Source organism: Kineococcus gynurae, assembly GCF_042433995.1.
GTDB classification, from domain to species: domain Bacteria; phylum Actinomycetota; class Actinomycetes; order Actinomycetales; family Kineococcaceae; genus Kineococcus; species Kineococcus gynurae.
Genome location: NZ_JBHLUI010000008.1, coordinates 594,328 through 618,405, shown reverse-complemented (window position 1 = coordinate 618,405; position 24,078 = coordinate 594,328). Strand labels below are relative to the sequence as shown.

The 24,078-nt window shown below is 74.9% G+C and carries 26 protein-coding genes; all 26 read right to left on the bottom strand.

Translation table 11 applies throughout. The features are described from left to right. Window positions 1-65: 65 nt before the first annotated feature. The 26 genes from ACFFKU_RS09270 to coaD all read right to left on the bottom strand — a co-directional run bounded on the left by ACFFKU_RS09270 (window position 66) and on the right by coaD (window position 24,008). Window positions 66-377 (bottom strand): DUF2469 domain-containing protein, encoded by a 312-nt coding sequence (locus ACFFKU_RS09270; protein ID WP_380137378.1) that lies wholly within the window; start codon window positions 375-377, stop codon window positions 66-68. 87 nt (window positions 378-464) lie between these two features. Next, a complete protein-coding gene (gene rnhB, locus ACFFKU_RS09265; protein ID WP_380138056.1) occupies window positions 465-1,235 on the bottom strand; it encodes a ribonuclease HII in 771 nt (256 codons plus the stop codon). A gap of 80 nt (window positions 1,236-1,315) precedes the next feature. Beyond that, window positions 1,316-2,059, bottom strand: a complete 744-nt coding sequence (lepB, locus tag ACFFKU_RS09260) for a signal peptidase I (RefSeq protein ID WP_380137376.1) — start codon at window positions 2,057-2,059, stop codon at window positions 1,316-1,318. Next, the gene (gene lepB, locus ACFFKU_RS09255) at window positions 2,056-2,781 is read right to left on the bottom strand and encodes a signal peptidase I (RefSeq protein WP_380137375.1); all 726 of its coding nucleotides are present in this window, start codon (window positions 2,779-2,781) and stop codon (window positions 2,056-2,058) included. Before lepB (ACFFKU_RS09255) ends, lepB (ACFFKU_RS09260) begins: the two co-directional genes overlap by 4 nt. 191 nt (window positions 2,782-2,972) lie before the next feature. Then, entirely contained in the window at window positions 2,973-3,335 is a 363-nt protein-coding gene (rplS, locus tag ACFFKU_RS09250; protein ID WP_380137374.1) for a 50S ribosomal protein L19, read from the bottom strand. Window positions 3,336-3,537: 202 nt separating this feature from the next. Next, window positions 3,538-4,368 (bottom strand): tRNA (guanosine(37)-N1)-methyltransferase TrmD, encoded by an 831-nt coding sequence (gene trmD, locus ACFFKU_RS09245; RefSeq protein ID WP_380137372.1) that lies wholly within the window; start codon window positions 4,366-4,368, stop codon window positions 3,538-3,540. Window positions 4,369-4,371: 3 nt separating this feature from the next. After that, window positions 4,372-4,908: a ribosome maturation factor RimM gene (rimM, locus tag ACFFKU_RS09240; RefSeq protein WP_380137370.1), complete on the bottom strand. Its 537-nt coding sequence runs from the start codon at window positions 4,906-4,908 to the stop codon at window positions 4,372-4,374. Window positions 4,909-5,020: 112 nt separating this feature from the next. Beyond that, entirely contained in the window at window positions 5,021-5,260 is a 240-nt protein-coding gene (locus ACFFKU_RS09235; protein WP_380137369.1) for an RNA-binding protein, read from the bottom strand. A gap of 5 nt (window positions 5,261-5,265) precedes the next feature. After that, the gene (rpsP, locus tag ACFFKU_RS09230) at window positions 5,266-5,661 is read right to left on the bottom strand and encodes a 30S ribosomal protein S16 (RefSeq protein WP_380137368.1); all 396 of its coding nucleotides are present in this window, start codon (window positions 5,659-5,661) and stop codon (window positions 5,266-5,268) included. A 194-nt stretch (window positions 5,662-5,855) separates the two neighbouring features. Further along, window positions 5,856-6,980, bottom strand: a complete 1,125-nt coding sequence (locus tag ACFFKU_RS09225; protein ID WP_380137366.1) for an amidohydrolase family protein — start codon at window positions 6,978-6,980, stop codon at window positions 5,856-5,858. A 76-nt stretch (window positions 6,981-7,056) separates the two neighbouring features. After that, window positions 7,057-8,637 (bottom strand): signal recognition particle protein, encoded by a 1,581-nt coding sequence (gene ffh, locus ACFFKU_RS09220; protein ID WP_380137364.1) that lies wholly within the window; start codon window positions 8,635-8,637, stop codon window positions 7,057-7,059. A gap of 23 nt (window positions 8,638-8,660) precedes the next feature. Then, window positions 8,661-11,018 (bottom strand): [protein-PII] uridylyltransferase, encoded by a 2,358-nt coding sequence (locus ACFFKU_RS09215; RefSeq protein WP_380138054.1) that lies wholly within the window; start codon window positions 11,016-11,018, stop codon window positions 8,661-8,663. Between the two features lie 55 nt (window positions 11,019-11,073). Continuing rightward, complete coding sequence (locus ACFFKU_RS09210; protein ID WP_380137363.1) at window positions 11,074-11,412, bottom strand: P-II family nitrogen regulator; 339 nt, start codon at window positions 11,410-11,412, stop codon at window positions 11,074-11,076. Beyond that, complete coding sequence (locus ACFFKU_RS09205; protein ID WP_380137362.1) at window positions 11,409-12,734, bottom strand: ammonium transporter; 1,326 nt, start codon at window positions 12,732-12,734, stop codon at window positions 11,409-11,411. The genes ACFFKU_RS09210 and ACFFKU_RS09205 overlap by 4 nt, the downstream gene beginning before the upstream one ends. A 256-nt stretch (window positions 12,735-12,990) precedes the next feature. Next, window positions 12,991-14,205 (bottom strand): signal recognition particle-docking protein FtsY, encoded by a 1,215-nt coding sequence (gene ftsY, locus ACFFKU_RS09200; protein WP_380137360.1) that lies wholly within the window; start codon window positions 14,203-14,205, stop codon window positions 12,991-12,993. An 86-nt stretch (window positions 14,206-14,291) separates the two neighbouring features. Next, window positions 14,292-14,519, bottom strand: coding sequence for a hypothetical protein (locus ACFFKU_RS09195; protein WP_380137359.1), 228 nt, complete (start codon window positions 14,517-14,519; stop codon window positions 14,292-14,294). 209 nt (window positions 14,520-14,728) lie between these two features. Beyond that, a complete protein-coding gene (gene smc / locus ACFFKU_RS09190; protein WP_380137357.1) occupies window positions 14,729-18,385 on the bottom strand; it encodes a chromosome segregation protein SMC in 3,657 nt (1,218 codons plus the stop codon). 72 nt (window positions 18,386-18,457) lie between these two features. Further along, window positions 18,458-18,760: an acylphosphatase gene (locus tag ACFFKU_RS09185; protein WP_380137355.1), complete on the bottom strand. Its 303-nt coding sequence runs from the start codon at window positions 18,758-18,760 to the stop codon at window positions 18,458-18,460. Window positions 18,761-18,844: 84 nt separating this feature from the next. Next, window positions 18,845-19,429: a hypothetical protein gene (locus ACFFKU_RS09180; protein ID WP_380137354.1), complete on the bottom strand. Its 585-nt coding sequence runs from the start codon at window positions 19,427-19,429 to the stop codon at window positions 18,845-18,847. A 204-nt stretch (window positions 19,430-19,633) separates the two neighbouring features. Beyond that, window positions 19,634-20,119: an NUDIX hydrolase gene (locus ACFFKU_RS09175; protein WP_380137353.1), complete on the bottom strand. Its 486-nt coding sequence runs from the start codon at window positions 20,117-20,119 to the stop codon at window positions 19,634-19,636. Further along, window positions 20,119-21,057 (bottom strand): bifunctional DNA-formamidopyrimidine glycosylase/DNA-(apurinic or apyrimidinic site) lyase, encoded by a 939-nt coding sequence (mutM, locus tag ACFFKU_RS09170; RefSeq protein ID WP_380137351.1) that lies wholly within the window; start codon window positions 21,055-21,057, stop codon window positions 20,119-20,121. Before mutM ends, ACFFKU_RS09175 begins: the two co-directional genes overlap by 1 nt. Before the next feature lie 6 nt (window positions 21,058-21,063). Then, the gene (gene rnc, locus ACFFKU_RS09165; RefSeq protein ID WP_380137350.1) at window positions 21,064-21,819 is read right to left on the bottom strand and encodes a ribonuclease III; all 756 of its coding nucleotides are present in this window, start codon (window positions 21,817-21,819) and stop codon (window positions 21,064-21,066) included. A gap of 17 nt (window positions 21,820-21,836) precedes the next feature. Continuing rightward, entirely contained in the window at window positions 21,837-22,040 is a 204-nt protein-coding gene (gene rpmF / locus ACFFKU_RS09160; RefSeq protein WP_380137349.1) for a 50S ribosomal protein L32, read from the bottom strand. Window positions 22,041-22,042: 2 nt separating this feature from the next. Then, a complete protein-coding gene (locus ACFFKU_RS09155; protein ID WP_380137347.1) occupies window positions 22,043-22,648 on the bottom strand; it encodes a YceD family protein in 606 nt (201 codons plus the stop codon). 186 nt (window positions 22,649-22,834) lie between these two features. After that, window positions 22,835-23,377 carry an ATP synthase subunit B family protein gene (locus tag ACFFKU_RS09150; protein WP_380137345.1) on the bottom strand — a complete coding sequence of 181 codons (543 nt, stop codon included), beginning with the start codon at window positions 23,375-23,377 and terminating at the stop codon, window positions 22,835-22,837. Between the two features lie 118 nt (window positions 23,378-23,495). Then, window positions 23,496-24,008: a pantetheine-phosphate adenylyltransferase gene (coaD, locus tag ACFFKU_RS09145; protein ID WP_380137344.1), complete on the bottom strand. Its 513-nt coding sequence runs from the start codon at window positions 24,006-24,008 to the stop codon at window positions 23,496-23,498. Window positions 24,009-24,078 lie beyond the last annotated feature (70 nt).

Below are 24,078 nucleotides of genomic sequence, written 5' to 3'. Positions count from 1 at the left end.
CCGACCCGGTACCTGTGGAGAACCACCGCGGCACGGGCCGCCGACCGGGGCGGCCCGGGCTCAGGTCACGGGGTGTCGGGGACCTCGATGTCGCGCTTCTGCAGCTCCTCGACGTTGACGTCCTTGAACGTCACCACCCGCACGTCGCGGACGAACCGGGCCGGGCGGTAGACGTCCCACACCCACGCGTCGTGCAGGCGCACCTCGAAGTAGGTCTCGCCGTCGGCGGTCCGGACCTGCAGGTCGACCGAGTTGGCCAGGTAGAAGCGGCGCTCCGTCTCCACGACGTAGGAGAACAGCGACACGACGTCGCGGTACTCCCGGTAGAGCTGCAGCTCCATCTCGGTCTCGTAGTTCTCCAGGTCCTCCGCGCTCACCCGACCATCATGCCTGCTGGGCGCCCGTCCCCGGGGACGCCCCACGGGGACACCCCGGGGCCGGAGGCCCGGCGGCGGAGCGGTCGCTCAGGGCGCGGGCAGCTCGACGGCGGGCGGGAGCAGCAGGTCGGAGCCGACGACCGGGGGCAGCCCGGTCGGTACCTCGGGCGAGATCCCGGGCAGGACCCCGGGCAACCGCCAGCTGCGCCGGTGCTGGGCGCTGGTGCCGTGCCTCGACAGCGCCTGCAGGTGCTCGGGCGCGCTGTAGCCCTTGTTGCCCTCCCACCCGTAGAGGGGGTGCTCCGCAGCGCGCTCGATCATGATCGCGTCCCGGGTGGTCTTGGCCAGGACACTGGCCCCGGCGACCGCCGCGCAGGTCAGGTCCGCCTTGACGCGGGTCGTCACGGGCGGCGCCGCGCAGGGCAGCACCGGCACGGGCGGGCCGCCGTCGACCAGGTCGAACAGCGAGGGGTCGCGCGGGTCGGAGAGCCAGTCGTGGTTGCCGTCGAGCAGGACCACGTCCGGCTGCTGGGTCAGCTGGGCCAGGGCCCGGCGTCCGGCCAGGCGCAGCGCCGAGATGATGCCCACGGAGTCGATCTCGTCCGGCTCGGCGTGCCCGACCGCGCTGGCGACGGCCCACCGGCGCACCTTGGGCGCGAGCTGCTCGCGCACCTGGGGGCTCAGCAGCTTGGAGTCGCGCAGCCCGGTCGGGGCGGTGCGGGTGCTCGCCGCGACGAGCAGCACCCCGACGGTCACCGGACCGGCCAGCGCGCCCCGGCCCACCTCGTCCATCCCGGCCAGCAGGGCCACCCCGCGCTCGCGCAGCAGGGCCTTCTCCACGCGCAGGGTCGGGGGCAGCGCGGCTCCGCGGGTCGCGGTCGCCTTGGCCCCCGGGCCGCGCGGGGTCCGGGCCAGGCCGCGGGAGTCGGAGCGGGTGCTCACTCCACCCCCGCCTCACCCGGGACGTCGTCGAACGTCGACGGCGTCCCCAGCCAGGCGAGGTGCGACAGCGGCCAGACGACGACGTAGGCGCGGCCCACCACGTTCTCGAGCGGGACGAACCCGCCGTGGGGCTTGTCCTGGTTGTAGCGCGAGTCGGCCGACTCGGGCCGGTTGTCCCCCATCACCCAGAGCTCCCCCGCGGGCACGGTGACGGAGAACGGGACCTGGCTGGGTACCGCGCCCTCGATGACGTAGGCGGACTCCTCCACCGGTGTGCCGTTGACGCTGATCCGGCCCTGGGCGTCGCAGCACTCCACCCGGTCCCCGGGCAGCCCGATGACGCGCTTGATGAGGTGCTCGCCGGAGTCCTCCGGCAGGAGCCCCACGAAGGTGAGCACGTCGGCGACGACCGAGCCGACCGGCCCGCGGTCCGGCTCCGCCGCGGGCGGCAGCCAGCCGCCCGGGTCGAGGAAGACCACGACGTCGCCGCGGTGCAGCTCGAAGGGACCCGGGGTCAGCTTGCTGACCACCACGCGGTCACCGATGTCGAGCGTCGTCTCCATGGACTGCGAGGGGATGTAGAACGCCTGCAGCAGGAACGTCTTCACCACCAGCGACACCACGAGGGCGACGGCGACGACGAGCACGGTCTCGCGCACGGCGGCGAGGACACCACCCCGGCCGCGGGCGGGGGCCTCGGCCGGCCCCGGGGTCGGGCTCTGGTCCCGGTGGTCGCTCACGGTGCCCTCCTGATCCCGGCCAGGGGCGCGTCGCGCTGCACCGGGCCGGACTGCGACAGCGGCCAGGTCACGAGGACCACCCGCCCGATGACGTCGTCGACGGCGACCGTGCCACCGCCGGGGCTGCCCAGGTGCGAGCGGGAGTCGGTGGACTGCTCCCGGTTGTCGCCCATGAGCCAGATGCGGCCCGCCGGCACCTCGATGTCGAAGGCCGTGGCGCTGGCCGGGGAACCCGGCGCGAAGAGGTACGGCTCGTCCACGGGCTCGCCGTTGACCAGCAGGCGGCCCTGGGCGTCGCAGCAGCTGATCCGGTCCCCCGGCAGCCCGACGACGCGCTTGACGAAGTCGGCCTCCCCGGGACGGAACCCGAGCCCCTGACCGATCGCGGCCCCCAGGGCGGCGAGTCCGGTCGGCTCCGGGGGCGAGGGCGCGAACGTGCCGGAGCCGTCGAAGACCACCACGTCACCGCGGCGCAGGTCGGCGGCCGGGTCGCCCAGGGAGCGCCAGACCAGGACGCGCTCACCGGGGCGCAGGGTCGGGTCCATCGAGTCGGAGGGGATCGAGAACGTCTGCACGACGAAGGTGCGCAGCAGCAGCGCGAGGACCAGCGCCACCGTCAGGGCGACGACGATCCGGACCCCGGGGCCCCGGGGACGCGCGGCCCCCCCGACCAGCCCGTCCTGCACCGGCCCGTCCTGCGCCGGTTCCCGCTCGGTCCTCACCGTTCGCCCACTCCCACCTGCCGACGCTCCCGACGGTCGTGCTCCCCGGGAGCGACACCGGGGTCGAGCTTACGGCGCACGCCGGGCGGGCCCGGGCCGCCGCGCGGGGGCCTGTCGGCCTCGATCCATCCCCCGGGACGCGGACGAGCCGGGCCCCGAACGGGACCCGGCTCGTCGTGCGGTCGCTCGCGTCAGCCGCGGGGCGTGCGCGAGTCGCGACGCTCCTTGATCTTGGCGGCCTTGCCGCGCAGGTCGCGCAGGTAGTAGAGCTTGGCGCGCTTGACCTCACCACGGGAGGCCACCTCGATCTTCTCGATGATCGGGGTGTGCAGCGGGAAGGTGCGCTCGACACCCACGCCGAAGCTGACCTTGCGGACGGTGAAGCTCTCGCGCACGCCGCCGCCGGTGCGGCGGATGACGACGCCCTGGAACAGCTGGACGCGGGAGCGGTTGCCCTCGACGACCTTGACGTGGACCTTCAGGGTGTCGCCGGCGCGGAACTCCGGGATGTCGTCGCGGAGGCTGCCGGCGTCGACGGAATCGAGAACGTGCATGGTGAGACTCTTCTCTCCTGCTGGGCGCCACAGGTCACCGGCGCGGGGTCTGGCGCCGTGAGCAGCCCGGGCGGCGGATGCCGCCGGGTCGGTGACCGGGGTGGCGCGCCCCCTGTGGCAGGCGCACCGCTTCCGCGGACGGGCCCGGAGGCTCGAGGCGGAGGAGGTCCCGGACGTCACGGCCGGTCGGTGGAACAGCCGCTCAGTCTGCCACAGCGTCCGGGTCGGTCACGAATCCGTGACCGGTCGCGCGGAAGCCCTCCTCGGCCAGGACCGCGCGGTCGGCGGCGTCGGTCGCCGACTCGGGCAGGGCCGCGACGACGTCCGGACGCCGACGCGCGGTGCGCCGCAGCGCCTCGTCCCGACGCCACCGGGCCACCTGGCCGTGGTGCCCACCGGCCAGCACCGCGGGGACGTCGAGCCCCCGCCACGACGCGGGCTTGGTGTAGGCCGGGTGCTCCAGCAACCCGTCGTGCTCGGCGGCGTGGGACTCCTCGGCCAGGCTCGCGGCGTTGCCCACCACGCCGGGCAGCAGCCGGGCCACCGCCTCCACGACGACGAGCACGGCGACCTCGCCACCGTTGAGCACGTAGTCGCCGAGGGACACCTCCTGCACCCGGATGCGGGAGGCGTAGTGCTCCACGACCCGGGCGTCGATGCCCTCGTAGCGCCCGCAGGCGAAGACCAGCCACGGTTCCTCGGCCAGCGCGTGGGCCCGCTCCTGCCGGAAGACCTCCCCCACCGGGCTCGGCACCAGCAGGACCGGCCCTCGCTCGGCCTGCTCGGCGCTGAGTCCCGCCGGTGGGTCGGCGAGGATCGCGTCGAGCGCCTCGCCCCACGGTTCGGGCTTCATCAGCAACCCGGCGCCGCCCCCGTAGGGGGTGTCGTCCACCGTGCGGTGGCGGTCGTGGGTGAAGTCGCGCAGGTCGTGGACCCGCAGCTCGATGAGCCCCTGCCGCTGCGCCTTGCCGATGAGGGACAGCTGCAGCGGCTGCAGGTACTCCCCGAAGATCGAGACGACGTCGATCCGCACGGCTCAGGCGTCCGTGCCGTCGCCGGGGAGCTCGCCGAAGAGTCCGCCGGGCGGGTCGAGCACGACCCGGCCCCCGGCCAGGTCGACGGTCGGCACCAACCGCTGCACGAAGGGCACGAGCACGTCCTCGCCCCGCGCGTCGCGCACGACGAGGACGTCCTGGGCGCTGCCGGTGAGCAGGTCGACGACCCTGCCGAGCGCGGTCCCGTCGGCGGTCACGGCGGTCAGTCCGCGCAGCTGGTGGGGGTAGAACTCGTCGGGATCGGCCTGTGCGTCGGCCTCGTCGGAGACGTCGACGAGCAGCAGGGTGTCGCGCAGCCGCTCGACGGCGTCGCGGTCCGGGACCTCGGTGAAGGCGACGAGGAGCGTCTGGTTGTGCCAGCGCGCGGACTCCACCGTCAGCGGACCGCGGGCGGGCGGGTCGGTGCGCAGGACCGAGCCCGGGACGAAGCGCCGTTCGGGGGTGTCGGTCCGCAGTTCCAGGGTCACCTCGCCCCGGATCCCGTGCGGGCGACCGATCCGGGCCACGACGTACTCCACGACGACTCTCCTGACGGCGGGACGTTCTCTCGGACGACCCCGGGGGCGGGGCCGCAACGACGCAGCGCCGGACCCGAGGAACGGGCCCGGCGCTGCGGGGTGGTGCGGAGGATCAGCGGCGGTCGACGTCGACGAGGTCGACCCGGACCGGCTGGTTCCCGGCGAGGGCACCGATGACGGTGCGCAGCGCCTTGGCGGTGCGACCCGAGCGGCCGATGACCCGGCCGAGGTCCTCGGGGTGCACGCGCACCTCGAGGAGGCTTCCGCGACGCAGGGTCTTGGGGGTCACGCGGACGTCGTCGGGGTGCCCGACGATGCCACGGACGAGGTGCTCGAGCGCGTCCGCCAGCACGGCGATCAGCTCTCCGAGTCCGTGGCGGACTCGGTGGCCGGGGCCGCAGCGGCCTCGTCCTTCGGGGCCAGCTTGGCGGCCGGCGCCGGGGCGGTCGGGCGGACCTTGGCCTCGGGCTTGCGGTAGGTGCCCTCGGCGCCCGGCAGGCCCTTGAACTTCTGCCAGTCGCCGGTCACCTTGAGCAGCGCGTGGACCTGCTCGGTCGGCTGCGCGCCGACACCGAGCCAGTACTGGGCGCGCTCGCTCTTGATCTCGATGGTCGAGGGGTCGGTCATCGGGTTGTAGATCCCGATCTCCTCGATCGCGCGACCGTCGCGCTTGGAGCGCGAGTCCATGACGACGACGCGGTAGTGCGGGGCGCGGATCTTGCCGAGCCGCTTCAGGCGGATCTTGACTGCCACGGTGAGGGGTGTCTCCCGGTTCTTGATCGGTCGAGCGGACACCGCTCGGTGTGGGGACGCCGACCGGTGGACTCTTGATGGACGCGAGCGCCGCGGTGAGAGGGTCCGGGGCGTTCGAGTGCCCTGACATTCTGCCAGACGCTCCGGTCCGGCTCGACCGGCCGCCCGCCCCACCCGGGCGGGACCCGCCTTGGTCAGCCGCCGACCGGGGCGCCGGCCGCGATTCCGACCGGCCCGCCGGAGCGGTAGGGCCGCCCGCGCAGGACCACCGCCCGGGGTCGGCGCAGCACGTCGAGGTCGTCCCGCGGGTCGCCGTCGAGGACCAGGAGGTCGGCCGGGGCGCCCTCCTCCAGCCCCGGGTGCCCGAGCCAGCGCCGCGCGGCGAAGCAGGCCGCGTCGAGCGCCGCGGTCGGGCCGAGGCCGGCCCGGGAGAGCTCGGCGATCTCGTCGACGACCAGCCCGTGCGGGAGCACGCTGCCCGCGTCGGTCCCGGCGAAGACCGGGGCGCCCGCGTCGTGCAGGGCGGCGACCGTCTCGAACCGACGGGCGTGCAGGGCCCGCATGTGGGCGGCGTAGCGCGGGAACTTGGCCTCGCCCCGCTCGGCGATGCCGGGGAACGTGGCGATGTTCACCAGCGTGGGGACGACGGCGACCCCGCGGCGGGCCGCCTCGGCGACGGTCGCCCCCGTGAGGCCGGTGCCGTGCTCGATCCCGTCGACCCCGGCGGCCAGGAGTTCCTCGACACCCTCCTCGCCGAACTGGTGGACGGTGACGCGGGCCCCCTCGGCGTGGGCGGCCGCGACGCCCGCGGCGAGCACGTCGGCGGGCCAGCAGGGGGCCAGGTCCCCGGTCTCCCGGTCGATCCAGTCCCCGACCAGCTTCACCCAGCCGTCACCGCGGCGGGCCTCGGCCCGGGCGTACTCGGCCAGGTCCTCGGGCTCGATCTCGTGGGCCAGCCCCCGCAGGTAGCGCCGGGTCCGGGCCAGGTGCCGACCGGCCCGGACGATGCGCGGCAGGTCCTCGCGCTCGTCCATCCACCGGGTGTCGGAGGCGGAGCCGGCGTCGCGCAGCAGCAACGCCCCGACGTCCCGCTCGCGCACCGCCTGCGCCTCGGCGTCGGCGGCCGGGATCTCCCCGTGCGCGCCGATCCCGACGTGGCAGTGCGCGTCGACCAGACCGGGCACGACCCAGCCGTCGAGCACCCCGTCGACCGAGGCCGGCCGCTCGAACGTGATGCGACCGCCGACGACCCAGGCGCCGCCGCGGACCTCCTCGGGCCCGACCAGCACCGGGCCGGACAGCTGCCAGACCTCACCCACGCGCTCCCCCTCGAACCCGCTGCTCAGGACACGACCGCCCAGGACACGACTGCTCAGGACATGACCAGGACGGAGGCTACTGGCCGAGGTATTTGTCGAAACCCTTGGGCAGGTTCAGCGAGGACGGGTCGAGCTTGCTGGGGTCGAAACCGCCCCCGGCCGCACCCCCGAACGCCGAACCCGCTGCGGCGGACTGCTTCTCGGCCGCGGCCTTGGACTCCACGGCCCGCTTGGCCGGGTTGCCCGACTTGCCCTTGCGCGACTTGGCCGCCGCGGCCTGACGCGCCTTCTGCTTCTTCGAGGCGCCGGCCATGCCCGGCAGCCCGGGCATCCCCGGCATCCCCGGCATCCCGCCGCCCGACTTCATGGCCCGCATCATCTTCTGGGCCTGGCCGAAGCGTTCGAGCATGTCGTTCACCGCGGAGACGCTGCGCCCGCACCCGGCGGCGATGCGGGCCCGGCGCGAACCGTTGATGATGCGCGGCTGCCGCCGCTCCAGGGGGGTCATCGAGCGGACCATCGCCTCGATGCGGTCGAACTCGCGCTCGTCGAAGGCGTCGAGCTGGTCGCGCATCTGGGCCATGCCGGGCAGCATCCCCAGCATCTTCTTCAGCGAGCCCATGTTGCGGACCGCGGCGATCTGCTGGAGGAAGTCGTCGAGGGTGAAGTCCTCGTCGCTGGCGAACTTGGCCGCCATCGCCTGGGCCTGCTCGGCGTCGAACGCCTTCTCCGCCTGCTCGATGAGGCTGAGCAGGTCGCCCATGTCGAGGATGCGCGAGGCCATCCGCTCGGGGTGGAAGACGTCGAAGTCGTCGAGCTTCTCGCCCGAGGAGGCGAACATCACGGGGCGCCCGGTCACGTGGCGGACCGAGAGCGCGGCACCACCGCGGGCGTCGCCGTCGAGCTTGGTCAGCACCACCCCGTCGAAGCCGACCCCGTCGCGGAAGGCCTCGGCCGTGGCGACCGCGTCCTGCCCGATCATGGCGTCGAGGACGAACAGGATCTCGTCGGGCTGCACGGCGTCGCGGATGTCGACGGCCTGCTGCATCATCTCGGCGTCGACGCCGAGACGGCCCGCGGTGTCGACGACGACCACGTCGAAGTGCTGGCTGCGCGCGTGCTCGATGCCCTGCCGGGCCACGGCGACGGGGTCGCCCACGCCGTTGCCGGGCTCGGGGGCGTAGACGGCGACACCGGCCCGCTCCCCGGTGATCTGGAGCTGGTTGACCGCGTTGGGGCGCTGCAGGTCGCAGGCCACCAGCAGCGGGCGGTGGCCCTGCTTCTCCAGGTGCCGCCCGAGCTTGCCGGCCAGGGTCGTCTTCCCGGCCCCCTGCAACCCGGCGAGCATGATCACCGTGGGCGGGTTCTTGGCGTAGCGCAGCCGCCGGGTCTCCCCGCCGAGGATCCCGATCAGTTCCTCGTTGACGATCTTGACGACCTGCTGGGCCGGGTTCAGCGCCTGGTTGACCTCTGCGCCCAGCGCCCGTTCCTTGATCGCGGCGGTGAACTGGCGGACGACGGGCAGGGCCACGTCGGCGTCGAGGAGGGCCCGGCGGATCTCGCGGACGGTCGCGTCGACGTCGGCCTCGCTGAGGCGCCCCTTGCCCCGCAGGGTCTTGAAGGTCGCGGTGAGCCGGTCGGAGAGGGAGGCGAACACGGCCCCAGCCTACTGTCCGGAGCTCAGGCGCCCGGGACCTCGGCGGCGTCCGAGAGGGCCCGCACGGCCATGGCCACCCGGGGCGGGGAGAGCTTCGACCCGTCCGGTTCGGCCAGGTAGAGCACGTCGACGGCCTGGGCCGCGTACGTGGCCACGTGGGCGGAGCGGATGTCGATGCCCTCGACCGCGAGCGCCCGGCCGAGCGCGTGCAGCAGCCCGGGCCGGTCGGCGGCCCGGACCTCCAGCACGCTGGCCCGCTCGGAGGCCCCGGGGACGATGACGACCCGCGGGTGCGCGACCAGCGAGCGCAGCCCGCCCGCCACCCGCGGGGTCTGCGCGTCGCGCAGCGCCAGGCGCCGCAGCAGGTCCTCGCGCGCGGTCTCGATCTTGTCCAGGCGCTGCCGGATCTCCTCGGCGTCCGGGGCCCGGCCGCTGCCGGCCTCGACCCACCAGGAGTCGACCGCGACGCCGTCCAGGGTGCGCACGAGGGCCGAGCGCAGCTGCAGCCGCAGGTCGGCCAGCAGTCCCGCGAGGTCGGCGAAGAGCCCCGTCCGGTCGGGGGTGACGACGGTGACCACGGCGAACCCGTCGACCTCGCGGACCCGCACCTGGGTCCCGGCCCCGGCGGCGACCGCCGCGGCCAGCGCCTGCTCCTCGGCGTCGAACGGCGTCGGGCCGGGCACGCTCGCCCCGGCCAGGCTGGAGCGCGCGCGGCGCACGAGGTCGTCGACGAGCCGGGCCCGCCACGGGGTCCAGGCGGCCGGGCCGGCGGCCCGCGCGTCGGCCTCGGTCAGGGCGCGCAGCATCGTCAGGGTCTCGGCGCTGCCGTCGACGGCCGCGACCAGGGCCTCGACCGTGCCCGGGTCGTCGGGGTCGCGGCGGGTGGCCAGCTCGACCAGGGTCAGGTGCTCGACGACGAGGCGGACCACGACGTCGACGTCGGCCGGGTCCAGACCCATCCGCTCCACGGCACGACGGGCCAGCGGCCCCCCGGTGACCGAGTGGTCCTGCACGCCCGGCAGCTTGCCGATGTCGTGCAGCAACCCGGCGAGCAGCAGCAGGTCCGGACGCGGGATGTCGCGCAGGAACGGCTGCAGGCCGACGACGGTCTCGACCATGTGCCGGTCGACCGTGTACCGGTGGATGGCGTTGCGCTGCGGACGGTTGCGCACGCCGGCCCACTCCGGGATCCAAGCCGTGAGCACCCCGACGAGGTCGAAGGCCTCGAAGACGGGCACCGCGGCCGGACCGGCGGCGAGCAGCTCGGCGAAGGCCTCCCGGGCCGAGGCCGGCCACGGGTCGGGCAGCGGCGGGCAGGCCGAGGCCAGGTGCTCCAGCGTGACCGGGGACAGGGGCAGACCGGTGCGGACGGCGGTGGCGGCGGCCCGCAGGGGCAGCACCGGGTCCTCCGCCGGGGTCGTCTGACCCCCGAGGACCACCTCGCCGTCGTGCTCGACCAGTCCGTGCCCGAGGGGGCGCAGCCGCGGGCGGCGCCCGGTCGCCCGGAACCGCCGGGTGGTGGGGACGGCCTGCCGGGCCCGGCGGGCGGTGAGGTCGACCGCCGCGGAGATGGTGCGGCCGGCCTGGGCGACGGCGCCCAGCAGCAGGTCGGCGTCGGCGTAGCCGCAGACCACGGCGGTGGCGTCCTGCTCGGGCAGGATCAGCCGGTCCCCCGGGCGCCCGGAGGCGGCCTGCAGGCCGTCGCGGACGTCGAGCAGGACGGTGTGGGCCTCCTCGACCGCGCCGTGCGGGCGGTCGGTGAGCCAGCTGGCGGCCAGGGCGCGCAGCACGACGGCGTCGCGCAGGCCGCCGCGGGCCTCCTTGAGGTCGGGTTCCAGCAGGTAGGCGAGCTCCCCGGCGCGGGTGGCCCGTTCCTCGAGCGCGACGAGGATCTCGGGCAGGCGGCGCCGGGCGCCGGCCCGCCAGTCGTCGAGGAGGTGGCCGCGGGTGCGGGCGACGAGGCCGCCGTCGCCGGCGACCACCCGCAGGTCGAGCAGCCCGATGGCCGCGGTCAGGTCGTCCGCGGCGGCCTTGCGGCACTCCTTGAGCGTGCGGACCGAGTGGTCCAGGCGCAGCCCGTTGTCCCAGAGGGGGTACCAGATCCGGTCGGCCAGCGCCGAGAGGTCCTCGGGGGCGAGGCGGCGACCGTCGTGCAGGAGGACGAGGTCGACGTCGCTGGCGGGACCGCAGTCGCCGCGGGCCAGGGACCCGACGCAGGCGAGCGCGATGCCGCTCGGGTCCTCGGCGAGGCCCGGCAGCGGGGTCAGGGCCTCGACCCACACCTGGCGCAACCGGGACTCGACAAGCTCGACGAGCTCAGCGCGGCGGTGCGGCCCGGGTCGTCCGGACCGCACCGCCCACGCGAGTCGCTCGGTGCGCAGGTCGGCGCTCAGCGCCCACCCTCACGAGCGGGTTCCTGCGGGAGGAACGGGATGGTCACAGGGCGTCCGGTCCGTGCTCGCCGGTGCGCACGCGCACGACGTCCTCGACCGGGACCGTCCAGACCTTGCCGTCGCCGATGCGCCCGGTCTGGGCGCTCTTGACGACGACCTCGACCACGTCGGCGATGTCCACGTCGTCGACGAGGACCTCCACGCGGACCTTGGGCACCAGGTCGACGGTGTACTCCGCCCCCCGGTAGACCTCGGTGTGACCGCGCTGGCGGCCGTAGCCCGAGGCCTCGGAGATCGTGAGTCCCTGGATCCCGTAGGACTCCAGCGCCGACTTCACGTCGTCCAGCTTGTGCGGCTTGATGATCGCGGTGAGCAGTTTCATGCGGACACCTCCGAGGTTCCAGGGGCGGCGTGGCGGGCTTGGGCGACGGGACCGGCGCTGCGGCCCCCGCCCAGGGTGCCCCAGTCGTAGCCGGTCTCGGCGTGCTCGACCTGGTCGATGCCGGTGACCTCGTCCTCGGGGTCGATGCGGAACCCGATGGTCTTCTGGATCAGGGTGCCGATGACGTAGGTGAGGACGAAGGAGAACACGAGCACGGCCGCGGCCCCGACGACCTGGCGGCCGAGCTGGCCCGCCCCGCCGCCGAAGAAGAGACCGGCGACCCCGTTGGGGGCGTCGGCGGTGGCGAAGAAGCCGACGGCGATGGTGCCCCAGAGGCCACCCACGAGGTGGACGCCGACGACGTCGAGGGAGTCGTCGTAGCCGAACTTGTACTTCAGACCGACGGCGAGGGCGCAGAGCACGCCGGCGATGACACCGACGACGATCGAGCCGACCGGGTTGAGCGCCCCGCAGGCGGGGGTGATGGCGACCAGACCCGCGACGGCGCCGGAGGCGGCCCCGAGCGAGGTGGCGTGGCCGTCGCGCAGCTTCTCGGTGAGCAGCCAACCGAGGATCGCGGCGCAGGTGGCGGCGAGGGTGTTGACCCAGGCGACCGCGGCGGAGTTGCCGGCGGCGACGGCGGAGCCGGCGTTGAAGCCGAACCAGCCGAACCACAGCAGCCCGGCACCGAGCATGACCAGGGGCAGGTTGTGCGGGCGCATCGGGTCGCGCTTGAAGCCGACGCGCTTGCCGAGGACCAGGGCCAGGGCCAGGCCCGCGGCGCCGGCGTTGATGTGGACCGCGGTCCCACCGGCGTAGTCGATGGCTGCGAGGTTGTTGGCGATCCAACCGCCGACGTAACCGTCGTCGGTGGAGAACGCGAACACCCAGTGCGCAGCCGGGAAGTAGACGACCGTCGCCCAGATGCCGGCGAAGACCATCCAGGAGCCGAACTTGGCGCGGTCGGCGATGGCGCCGGAGATCAGGGCGACGGTGATGATGGCGAAGACGGCCTGGAAGCCGACGAAGGCCATGCCGGGCAGCGTGCCGGAGAGGTTGCCCTCGCCCATCAGGCCGGAGAGGCCGAAGTACTCGAACGGGTTGCCGAGCAGGCCGAGGCCGATGTCCTGGCCGAAGGCCATGGAGTAGCCGTAGAGCACCCAGAGGACCCCGACCAGGGCCAGGGCGCCGAAGCTCATCATCATCATGTTCAGGACGCTCTTCGCGCGGACCATGCCGCCGTAGAAGAGGGCAAGTCCGGGGGTCATCAGCAGCACGAAGGACGCGCTGGTGAGGATCCAGGCGGTGTCACCGGTGTCCATGGGCAACGGGGGCCTTCCACGAGGCCGACCGGGGTCGGCGGGGCGGGAGCATCACGCACGGGAGGCGTGACGGGGAGCGGCTCCACCGTCGCCCGTGCGTGTTACGTCCGCGGCGGTCTCGTGTTTCGGTCAGGTGACGCGGACGGCGGTCGCGTGAACATCGTGTGACACGGCGCTGACAGTGACCCGGACGTCACCCGGGGCCATCGCCGCTGCTCCGCCCGGGTGAGGTCAGGGTCGGCCCCCCGGCCGAGGGTCAGGAGAGCAGCGCGTCGACGAACTCGCCGGGCTCGAAGACGGCGAGGTCGTCGGCGCCCTCCCCCAGCCCGACCAGCTTCACCGGCACGCCGAGGGCCTGCTGCACCGCCACGACGATGCCGCCCTTGGCGGTGCCGTCCAGCTTGGTCAGGACGATCCCGGTGACGGCGACCGCCTCGGAGAACACCGCCGCCTGCCGCATGCCGTTCTGCCCCGTGGTCGCGTCGAGCACGAGCAGCACCTCGTCGACCGGGCCGTGCCGCTCCAGCACCCGCTTGACCTTGCCGAGCTCGTCCATGAGCCCGGCCTTGTTCTGCAACCGGCCCGCGGTGTCGACGAGGACGACGTCGACCTCGGCCTCGGTGCCGGCCTTGACCGCGTCGAAGGCGACGGCGGCCGGGTCGGCCCCGTCCTTGTCGCTGCGCACGGTGGGCACCCCTACCCGCTCGCCCCAGGTGGCCAGCTGCTCGGCGGCGGCGGCGCGGAAGGTGTCGGCCGCGCCGAGGACGACGTCCTTGTCCTCGGCCACCAGCATCCGGGCGAGCTTGCCCACCGTGGTCGTCTTGCCCGTGCCGTTGACGCCGACGACGAGGACGACCGCGGGCCGCCCGGCCCCGTCGACCCCGCCCGGGTGCCGGTCGAGCTTGAGGGAGCGGTCGACGTCGGGACCGACCAGGCGCAGCAGCTCCTCGCGCAGCAGGGCCTTGAGCTGCTCGGGCTCGCGGGTGCCGAGCACCCGGACCCGTTCGCGCAGCCGCTCGACCACGGCCATGGTCGGCTCGACGCCCACGTCGGCCAGGATCAGGGTCTCCTCGACCTCCTCCCACGTGGCCTCGTCGAGCGTGTCGCGCGACAGCAGGGCCAGCAGGCCGCGCCCCAGGGCCGACTGCGAACGAGAGAGCCGCTCGCGCAGCCGGACCAGCCGTCCCGCCACGGGTTCGGGGCGTTCGAGGACCGGCCCCTCGGGCAGGTCGACCACGTCGACGTTCCGGCTGGGCGAGTCACGCGGGACCTCGGCGTCGTCCCCGACGCCGGGCAGCACGTCCCCGTCGGGGTCCTCGGTGCGGGTGCCGGGACGCCGCCCGAGCTCCGGCGCCTCGCCCTCACCGAGGGAGTTCCGGCGCCGACGGGGACGGACGAGGCCGACGACGACACCCACCACCAGGACGGCGATGCCGACGACGAGTCCGAGGACGATCTCGATCTGCTCCACGAGCGTCGATCCTTGCAGACCGCGCAGGCCCCGACCCGCCCCCGGCCCGCTCCCGGACCGGTGCGGAGCGGGACCGGGTCACCCGGTCAGTGCTGGTGCAGGGTCTCCCGGGCCTCGGTGCGCTCGGTGGAGGAACCGGCCCGGCGCAGGTGCCGACCCTGCCGACCACCCCAGGCGGCGGCCCGACCGATGGCGTGGTCGACGCGGGCGATCACCGAGCTCCCGCGTTCCCGCAGCGGGGGCGCGGCCACCGAGTACAGCACCGCCAGGGCCAGCCCGACGACGAGCACGAACGTCACGATCAGCGTGGTCACCAGCACAGGAACACCCTGCCCCTCTTTCCCCCCGGGGGGCCACCGCCCCGCCCATTCGTTGCCGCTCCGTGACTCCACGAGTACGAAACGTTGTCATTTCCCAGTGTGGAGCGCTCCGCCCCCCACGCAACGCGAGGGACGGGAGGGACGTTCCGATCGGGCGACCCGCGACCCGTGCCGTTGGTCACACCGGGCGGTCGACCCAGCGGTCAGGCCCGCGCGACCTCCACCGGACCCGACTCCCCGGCGTCGAGGGCCACCTCCGAGGGCGGGGTCGTGGTCGGCCCGTCCGCGCTACGCAGCCGCTGGCTGACCACGGTGCTGATCCCGTCGCCCCGCATGGTCACGCCGTACAGCGCGTCGGCGACCTGCATGGTCCGCTTCTGGTGGGTGATGACGATGAGCTGGCTGGAGGCCCGCAACTCCTCGAAGAGGGTGATGAGCCGGGACAGGTTGGCGTCGTCGAGGGCCGCCTCGACCTCGTCGAGGACGTAGAAGGGGCTGGGGCGGGCCCGGAAGATCGCGACGAGCATCGCGACCGCGGTCAACGAGCGCTCCCCGCCGGACAGCAGCGAGAGCCGCTTGACCTTCTTGCCCGCCGGTCGGGCCTCCACCTCGATCCCGGTGGTCAGCATGTCCGAGGGGTCGGTCAGCACCAGCCGCCCCTCGCCCCCGGGGAACAGGCGGGAGAACACGCCGACGAACTCGCGGGCCACGTCGGCGAAGGCCTCGGAGAACACGCGCTCGACCCGCTCGTCGACCTCCTTGACGATGTCGAGGAGGTCCTTGCGCGAGGAGCGCAGGTCCTCCATCTGCGTGACGAGGAACGTGTGCCGCTCCTCCATGGCCGCGAACTCCTCCAGCGCGAGCGGGTTCACGGTGCCCAGCTGGGCGAGCGCCCGCTCGGCCGACCGGCGCCGTTTCTCCTGCTCGGCGCGCACGTAGGGCCGCGGCTGCGGCTCCTCGCCCGGCGCGGGCTCGGGGTCGCCCGGCGCGGGCGGGGACGGCGGGACGGGCTGGTCGGGGCCGAACTCGGCCAGCAGCACGTCGGGGTCGGTGCCGAGCTCCTCGAAGGAACGCGTGCGCAACTGGTCGATGCGCCACCGCTGCTGGGCCCGGGCCACCTCGTCGGCGTGCCGGGAGTCGCCCAGCCGCTGCTGCTCCAGGGTCAGCGAGTCCACGACGCCGCGGGCCCCGGACACCTCCTCGGCGAAGCGGGCCCGGGCGGCCTCGGCGGCGGCGCGCAGGGTCGCGGCCGAGGCGGCCGAGGACTCCCACACCGCCAGCGCCCGCTCGGCCCCCGCCTGGACCTCGCGCGCGACCACTGCCTGGCGCTCCCGTCGGGCCCGGGCGGCCGCCACCCGTTCGCGGGCGGCGAGCTCCTCGCGGGCCTGCCGCTCGAACCCCTCGGCGCGACCCGCGAGCGCGCGGGAGCGTTCCTCGGTCGTGCGCAACGCCAGCCGGGCCTCGGTCTCGGCCCGGCCCAGACCGCGGGCGACCTCGGCCAACCGGTCGCGCTCGTCGGTGCTGACGTCGGCCTCGGCGTCCAGGGGTTCGGCCACGGCCGCCTCGTAGCGCTCGGCGAGGTCGGCCAGCTCGGCCCGGTCGGTCTCGAGCCGTTCCGCGACCCCGCTGCGGGCGCCGCGGTGCCGTTCGGTCTCGGCGGCGGCGGCCCGGACGGCCGAGCCCAGCTGGGCCAACCGCTCGGCGACGGCGCTCATCCGGGCGTCGGACTCGTGCAGGCGCTCCAGCGCGGCCTCGACCCGGGCGGCGGCCTCGGCGCGGGCGGCGGCGGCGGCCTGCCGGGCGAAGGCCGCCCGGTGCGCACGGTGCTCGGCGGCCGAGAGCGCGTCGGTGGCCTCGTCGACCGCGGCCTGCACCTGCAGCAGGCTCGGCGCCGAGCTGGACCCCCCGGCCGCCCGGTGCTCGGCCAGCAGGTCCCCGGCCCGGGTGACGGCGACCAGGTCCGGCCGGGCCTGCAGGACGGCCCGGGCCGCCGACAGGTCCTCGACCACGACGACGTCGCCCAGCAGCCGGGTCAGGGCCCCGCGGACGCTGTCGGGGGCCTCGACCAGCTCCAGCGCCGCCCGGGCACCGGCGGGCAGATCCGCGTCGGACGATCCGGCCCGCCCGGCCCCGGCCCCGGCCAGCAGCAGCCCGGCCCGCCCGGCGTCGTCGTCCTTGAGGTGCTCGATGGCGGCGACCGCCTCGGCCGGACCCTCGACCACGACGGCGTCGGCCGCGGAACCGAGGGCCGCGGCGACGGCCTGCTCCCACCCGGCACTCACGCTCAGCAGCGCCGCGACGGAGCCGAGCACCCCGCTGAGCCGTTCCCCCGCGGCCAGCAGCGCGCCGGCCCCGTCCTTGCGGGCCAGCCCGATCTCCAGGGCCTCCTTGCGCGCGCTCCACGTCGCCCGGTCGCGTTCGGCGGTCTGCTCCTCGGTGCGGGCGGCCTCGTCGGCGGCCTCGGCCTCGGCCAGCGCGGTCTCGGCGGCCTCGTGCTCGGAGTCCAGGTCCTCCTCGCCCTCCTCGACCCCGGCGACCTGCGTCTCGGTCGCCGCGAACTCGACCTGCGCGGCCTCGCGGCGCGCCTCGGCGTCGGCGAGCGCGAGGGAGAGCCGCTCCAGCTCCGACTCCCCCGCCTCGACGCGGCTGCGGCGGGCCGAGACCTGCCCGCCGAGACGGGCCAGTCCCTCGCGCCGGTCGGCGGCGGCCCGCAGGGCCTGCGCGACCCGACGGTCCTCGGCGCTCGCGGCCGCGTCGGCGGCGGACCGCTCGGCCAGCACCCCGTCGAGGACGGCCCGGTGCCGGGTGACCTCGGCGGCGAGCTCGGCCTCCTCCGCGCGCACGCGTTCGGCCTGGCGCCGTAGCTCCTCGGGATCACGGCGGCCGGTCTGCTCGTCGGTGCTGTCGGCGATCATCCGCAGCCGCTGCTGGGCCAGGGCCTGCACACCGCGCAGCCGCTCGGCCAGCGCCTGCAACCGGTGGTGGGTCTCGACGGCGCGGGCGAGGTCGGGTGCGGCCGCGGCGGCCGAGGCCTCCGCGGCGGCCAGCCGGGCGGCGGCCTCGCCGAGATCGGCCTCGACCTGCGCCTGGCGCGTCTTCAGGGCGGCCTCGTCGGCCTCGTCGGCCTGCAGCGCGGCCACGGCCTGGACCAGGTCGTCGGCCAGCAGGCGCGAGCGGGCGTCGCGCAGGTCGGCCTGCACGACCTGGGCCCGGCGGGCCGCCTCGGCCTGGCGCCCGAGGGGCTTGAGCTGCCGACGGATCTCGGACACGAGGTCGTTGACGCGCGTGAGGTTGCCCTCCATGGCGTCCAGCTTGCGCAGCGCCTTCTCCTTGCGCCGCCGGTGCTTCAGCACCCCGGCCGCCTCCTCGACGAAGGCCCGGCGCTCCTCCGGCGAGGCGTGCAGGACGGCGTCGATCTGGCCCTGGCCGACGATGACGTGCATCTCGCGGCCGATGCCGGAGTCGCTCAGCAGCTCCTGGACGTCCAGCAACCGGCAGGTCGAGCCGTTGATGGCGTACTCGCTGCCGCCGGTGCGGAACATGGTCCGGGTGATCGTCACCTCGGCGTAGTCGATGGGCAGGGCGCCGTCGGTGTTGTCGATGGTCAGGCTGACCTCGGCGCGCCCGAGCGCGGCCCGCCCCGAGGGGCCGGTCGTCCCGGCGAAGATGACGTCCTCCATCTTGCCGCCGCGCAGGCTCTTCGCGCTGTGCTCACCCATCACCCAGGTCAGGGCGTCCACGACGTTGGACTTGCCGGACCCGTTCGGGCCCACGACGCAGGTGATCCCGGGCTCCAGCCGCAGCGTCGTCGCCGAGGCGAACGACTTGAAGCCCTTGAGGGTCAACGTCTTGAGGTGCACGGGTACCGACCCTAACGAGCCCGGCACCCGTCCCGGGCCAGCCGCGCGGGCCGGGGCCCCGGCCGCGGGCCCTCAGCGCTCGACGAACCCGCTCACCCCGCGGGGCTCGGCGAACCGTTCGACGACGGCGACGACGCGCCCCGGACGACGGAACCGGCTCTCCTGCTCCGCGAGCCGTCGCAGCAGTTCCAGCAGCGCGGGGCGGGGGCCCTCGGCCACCACCTCGACCCGGCCGTCGTCGCGGTTGGTGGCGCTGCCGGCCAGCCCGAGCTCCAGGGCCTGGGCCTTGGTCCACCAGCGGAACCCGACCCCCTGCACGTCACCGCTGACCCACGCGGTGACCCGTTGCGTCTCCTGGCTCGCGCGCTCCTCCACGCCGGGCACCCTACGGGCGGGCCCCCTGCGGTCGGGCCCCCTGCGGTCGGGACCCTGAGGTCGGGCACCCTGAGTCGGGGGCACTCAGCCCCGGGGCAGCGGGAGCGCGGCGCGCAGATCCTGGAGGTTCCCGAGGCCGAGGTCGGGCCCGCCGAACCCGTCCACCGGCGCCCACTGCGCCCCGGGGACCACCCAGGAGACCGCCACCAGCACGACGACGGCGGCCACCCCGCCACGCAGCACCGCGCCCGCGGCCCGGTCGAGGACCCGCAGGTGCAGGCGCTGCAGGAGCCCGCCGAGCAGGGCCCCGAGCACCGAGCCCAGGACGGCCCCGACGACGGTGGCCGCGGCCACGACCAGCAGGAGCAGGTAACCGCGCTCGGCCGGGACGACGGCCCAGGCGGCCAGCTGCAACCCGGCGACGAACCCGGCGACCACCCCGGCCAGCGTCAGCAGGACCCGCGACGCCCCGGCCCGCCACCCGGCCCGCACGGCGAGCCCGACGACCAGGACGACGACCACGAGCAGCAGCAGCGAGAGCCCCGGCCGCTCCCCCCACGGGAGCCGGAGGTCGAGGAGGCCGCTCGCCCACGATCCGAGGCGGTCGAGCGTCCCGGGGCCCGGGAGACCGCTCGGGAGGACGGGGGTGAGGTCGAGATCGAGGGGCATGCCCCGACCGTAGGTCGGCCCCGGGGCCGCGTCACCGATCCGGACCGGGTCTTCAGGGACGGTTCAGGGTCGGACCGGAGTCGGATCGGGGTCTGGTCGGGGTCTGGTCGGGGTCTGGTCGGGGTCGGCTCAGGGACGACCCTGAGCGGTCAGCGCTGTCGGGGAACAGCCCGCGGGAACGGCACAGGGGGACCCTGCGCTCGTTCACCGGGCCGAGGGTCCCCCGGTGCCGATCCGGTCGAGCAGCCGCTCGACGAAGACGACCTGTCCGGCGACGAGCCGGGTCCGGGCGAGCTCGGGGGTGGACCAGACGACCCGGTCCAGCTCGGGGAACTCCTGCACGCGCCCCGAGCGGGGCGGCCAGACCATCGAGAACGTGCCGGGCAGCACCGTCTCCGGGTCCAGGTCGCCCGCGAGCGCCCAGATCGTCACGACCTTGCCGCCGGACTGCCGGTTCTCGCCCAGCGCGACGAGCTCACCCGGCGGGACCGGCAACCCCAGTTCCTCGGCGAACTCGCGCCGGGCGGTGTCCAGCAGCTCCTCACCCGGTTCGGGCTCCCCCTTGGGCAGGGTCCAGGCGCGCTCGTCCTTGCGCGCCCACAACGGCCCACCCAGGTGCCCGATCAGGATCTCCACGCCTTCCGGACCGTTGCGGTGCAGCAGGATCCCGGCGGAGCGGCGGGTCGGCATCAGCGGGCCGGGGTGCTCGCGCCCACCCGCGGGCGGGTCTGGCAGCGGGGGCAGAAGAACGAGGACCGGTTCATGAACGACTCGCGCCGGATGGGCGTCGAGCACCGGGCGCACGGTCGCCCCGCCTGACCGTAGGCGTGCAGCGAGCGGTCGAAGTACCCGCTGGCCCCGTTGACGTTGACGTAGAGGGCGTCGAAGCTCGTCCCGCCCGCGTCCAGGGCCGCGGTCATGACCTCGCGCAGGGCGGCCAGCAGCGTGTCGACCTGCGCCCGCCGCAAGGACCCCGTGGGCCGCTCGTAGTGCAGCCGGGCCCGCCAGAGCGCCTCGTCGGCGTAGATGTTGCCCACGCCGGAGACCAGCCCCTGGTCGAGCAGGGCCCGCTTGACCCCGGTGCTGCGGGCCCGGACCCGGCGGGCGAAGTCGGCGTCGTCGAAGGCCGGGTCCAGCGGGTCGCGGGCGATGTGGGCGACGGCGGCCGGGATCGTGCGCGACCAGGGGGCCTCGTCGGTGGTCCCGCGCCCGCCCGGCCCGCCGTCGGCGACGTCGAGGAGCGGTTCCAGCGAGAGCCCCCCGAAGGTGCGCTGGTCGACGAAGCGCAGCTCCGCCCCGTCGTCGTCGAAGGTCCAGCGGGCCCGCAGGTGCTTCTCGTCGGGGGCCTCGGCGCCCTCGACCAGCAGCTGCCCGGACATCCCCAGGTGCACGACGAGGGCGTCGGGGGCGTGGCCCTCGGCGTCGACCAGCGGCAGCCACAGGTACTTGCCCCGACGGACGGCGTCGCCCACGACCCGGTCGCGGCAGCGGCGGGCCGCGTCGTCGGGCCCGGGGACGTGACGGCGGGTGACCCGGGGGTGCAGGAACTCCACCTGCCGGATGCGCCGTCCGACCACGTGGTCGGCCACCCCGCGGCGGACGACCTCGACCTCGGGCAGCTCGGGCACGGCCGCTCAGGCCTTCCGGACGGCGGCGGCCTCGGTCGCGGCCTGCAGCTGCTCGACGGCGGTCGCCGCGGCCTTCTGCTCGGCCTCCTTCTTGCTGCGGCCCTCGCCGTGGCCCAGGACGCTGCCGCCCACCATGGCGTCGGCGGCGAACTCCTTGGCGTGGTCGGGCCCGGTGTCGGTGATGACGTAGGACGGCACCCCGAGCCCGGCCGCGGCCGTCAGCTCCTGCAGCGCGGTCTTGAAGTCGGTGCCGGCACCGAAGCGGTCGGACACCTCCAGCAGCGGCGAGACCAGCCGCAGCACGAACGCACGGGCGGCGTCGATCCCGGCGGACAGGTAGGCGGCGCCGATCACGGCCTCGAGGGTGTCGGCCAGGATCGAGGACTTGTCCCGTCCCCCGGTCGCCAGCTCACCCTTGCCCAGGCGGATGTGCTCCCCCAGGCCGAGCCCACGGGCGATGTCGGCCAAGGCGCGCATGTTGACGACCCCAGCCCGCAGCTTGGCCAGCCGCCCCTCGGAGACGTCGGGGTGACGGTGGTAGAGGTCGTCGGTGACGACCAGGCCGAGGACGGAGTCCCCCAGGAACTCCAGCCGCTCGTTGGTGGGCAGCCCGCCGTTCTCGTAGGCGTAGGAGCGGTGCGTCAGCGCCCGTTCCAGCAACGCCGGCTCGATCGTCAGGCCCAGCCCGGACTCCAGGCGGGCGAGGCGCGTGGCCTCGCCCGCCCGGGGACCTTCTCGACCCGAGTCCTCGACCGCCGGCACGCCGTCGGCCGGGGGGATCAGAGGTCCTTGACCTTGCGGCCCTTGTACTCCAGGTACAGCGGGGTGCCCGCGGAGTCGGTGACCACGCGCGCCTGGTGCGGGCGGGCGTAGGCGACCTGGCCCCGGACGGTGGAGGTGACGAGCGGCTGCTCGGCGGCCTTCCACTGCGAACGGCGCGAACGCGTGTTGCTGCGGGACATCTTCCGCTTCGGGACGGCCACGATCAGCTCTTCTCTCTTGTTCCGGACGGGTTCTGCTCGGGCTGCTCGGTGAGCAGACCCTGGAGAGCGGCCCACCGGGGGTCGGCCGTCTCAGGTTCGGCGTGGGCCACGGTCGGGTCCGGGGCGACCCCGATCTCGTAGTCCTGCTGGCACGGTCCGTCGCACTCGGGCTGGAACGGCAGCTCCAGCACGATCGCGTCCCGGACCGCGGGTTCGAGGTCCACCAGCTCGCCGGGGGCGACCTCACGGATCTCGTCGTCGTCGGGGCCCAGCTCGACGGGGGTCTTGCCGGGGTAGGCGAACAGCTCCTGCACGTCCACCTCGACGTCCTGCTCGACCTCGGTCAGGCACCGGACGCACTCACCGACGGCCCGGGCCTGGACGGTGCCGGAGACCAGCACACCCTCCATGACCGCTTCCAGCCTCAGGTCCAGGACCAGGTCGGACCCCTCGGGGACCCCGATGACCGCGATGCCCAGGTCGGCCGGGGCCGGCACCGTGCGCTGCAACGTCCGCATCGACCCGGGGCGCCGCCCCAGCTCGTGCGTGGAGAGCACGAGGGGCGCTTTCGGGTCGAGCTGACCCTCCAGCACCTTCTGCCTGCCCACTGCCGCCACCCTTCGATCACCAGTCGTGCCACGACCCCGCCGCTGGTCCCCGCCCGAGGGCAGAGCTGCGTCGAGGTCGCGCTCCAGCGTAACGGAGCGCGCGCCGTGGACCGAATCGGCGACCCGAGGCCCCCGCGGGCGAGCCTCCGGGACTCGGCGGACCCGCCGGACGGGGACGACCCGACCTCAGGGACGCGCGGCCGGCGCGGACCCCTCGCCCACCGCGCCCTGGGGCACGGTCGTCGTCGGCGCCGCGGCCTCCCCGGCCCGGGCCTCGGCCGCGGGCTTGGGCGTCTTGAGTCGCTCCCGGCCCCGGCGGGCCTGCTGCTGCAGGCGTTCCAGCTCCTCCTCGAAGTCGCCGAGCTTGCCGTCGCACCACGCGTCGGCGTCGGTCCGCAGCCGGGCGGCCTCCTCCCGGGCGGTCGTGATGATCGAGTCGGCCCGCTCGCGCGCGGCGCGGGTCACGGTCTGGGAGTCGACCAGCTGCTCGGCCTGCTCCCGGGCCCGGACGAGCTCGTGCTCGGCCTGCTCGCGCGCGGCCGCCAGCACCTCGTCGCGCTGGGCGAGGACGTCCCCGGCCTGCTGCACCTCGGCGGGCAGCAGCCGACGCACCTCGGCCACCAGCCGCAGCACCTGCTCGCGGTCCACCATCACCGACGACGAGAGGGGGACGCTGCGCGCCCCCGAGACGAGCGCGGCCAGCTCGCCGAGCTTCTCGTGCACCTCCACGACAACCAACTTCCTTCGAGGTCTCGGACCGTCACGACGGTCCCGCCGGGTGTTCTCCGCCGCACATCCTCCACCGTCGCGGCGCCGCCGTGCGCGACCGGTCGGTCCCGGGCCCGCCTCAGCGGCCCAGACGCTCCCGCAGCGCGCGTTCGACGAGGGACGGGACGGCGTGGGCGATCCCACCCCCGTGCCGGGCCACCTCCTTCACCAGGCTGGAGGAGACGTGGCCGTAGCGCGGGTCGCCGACCACGAAGACGGTCTCCACCCCGCTGAGGTCACGGTTCATCAGGGCCATCGGGACCTCGTAGGCGTAGTCGGTGCTGCTGCGCAACCCCTTGACGATCATCCCCGCCCCGACCTCGCGGCAGTGCTCGACGAGCAGTCCGGCCGTCATCGGGGCCACCCGCACCCGCCCCGCCCGCGGGTCCTCGGTGCCCGCCAGCACCTCCCGCACCAGGGCGACGCGTTCCTCGGCGGTGAACAACGACGACTTGGCCGGGTTCGCCGCCACGGCCACGTGCACCTCGTCCACCAGGTCGGCCGCGCGCAGCAGCACGTCGAGGTGCCCCAGGGTCAACGGGTCGAAACTGCCCGGGCAGACGGCCCGGCGCGGGCCCCTCTCGACTGGCACCCCCCGAGCCTAGGTGCACCCCCACGACCGGGCCCCGCCCCTTCCCCCAGCCCCCCCTCCCCTCCCCTTC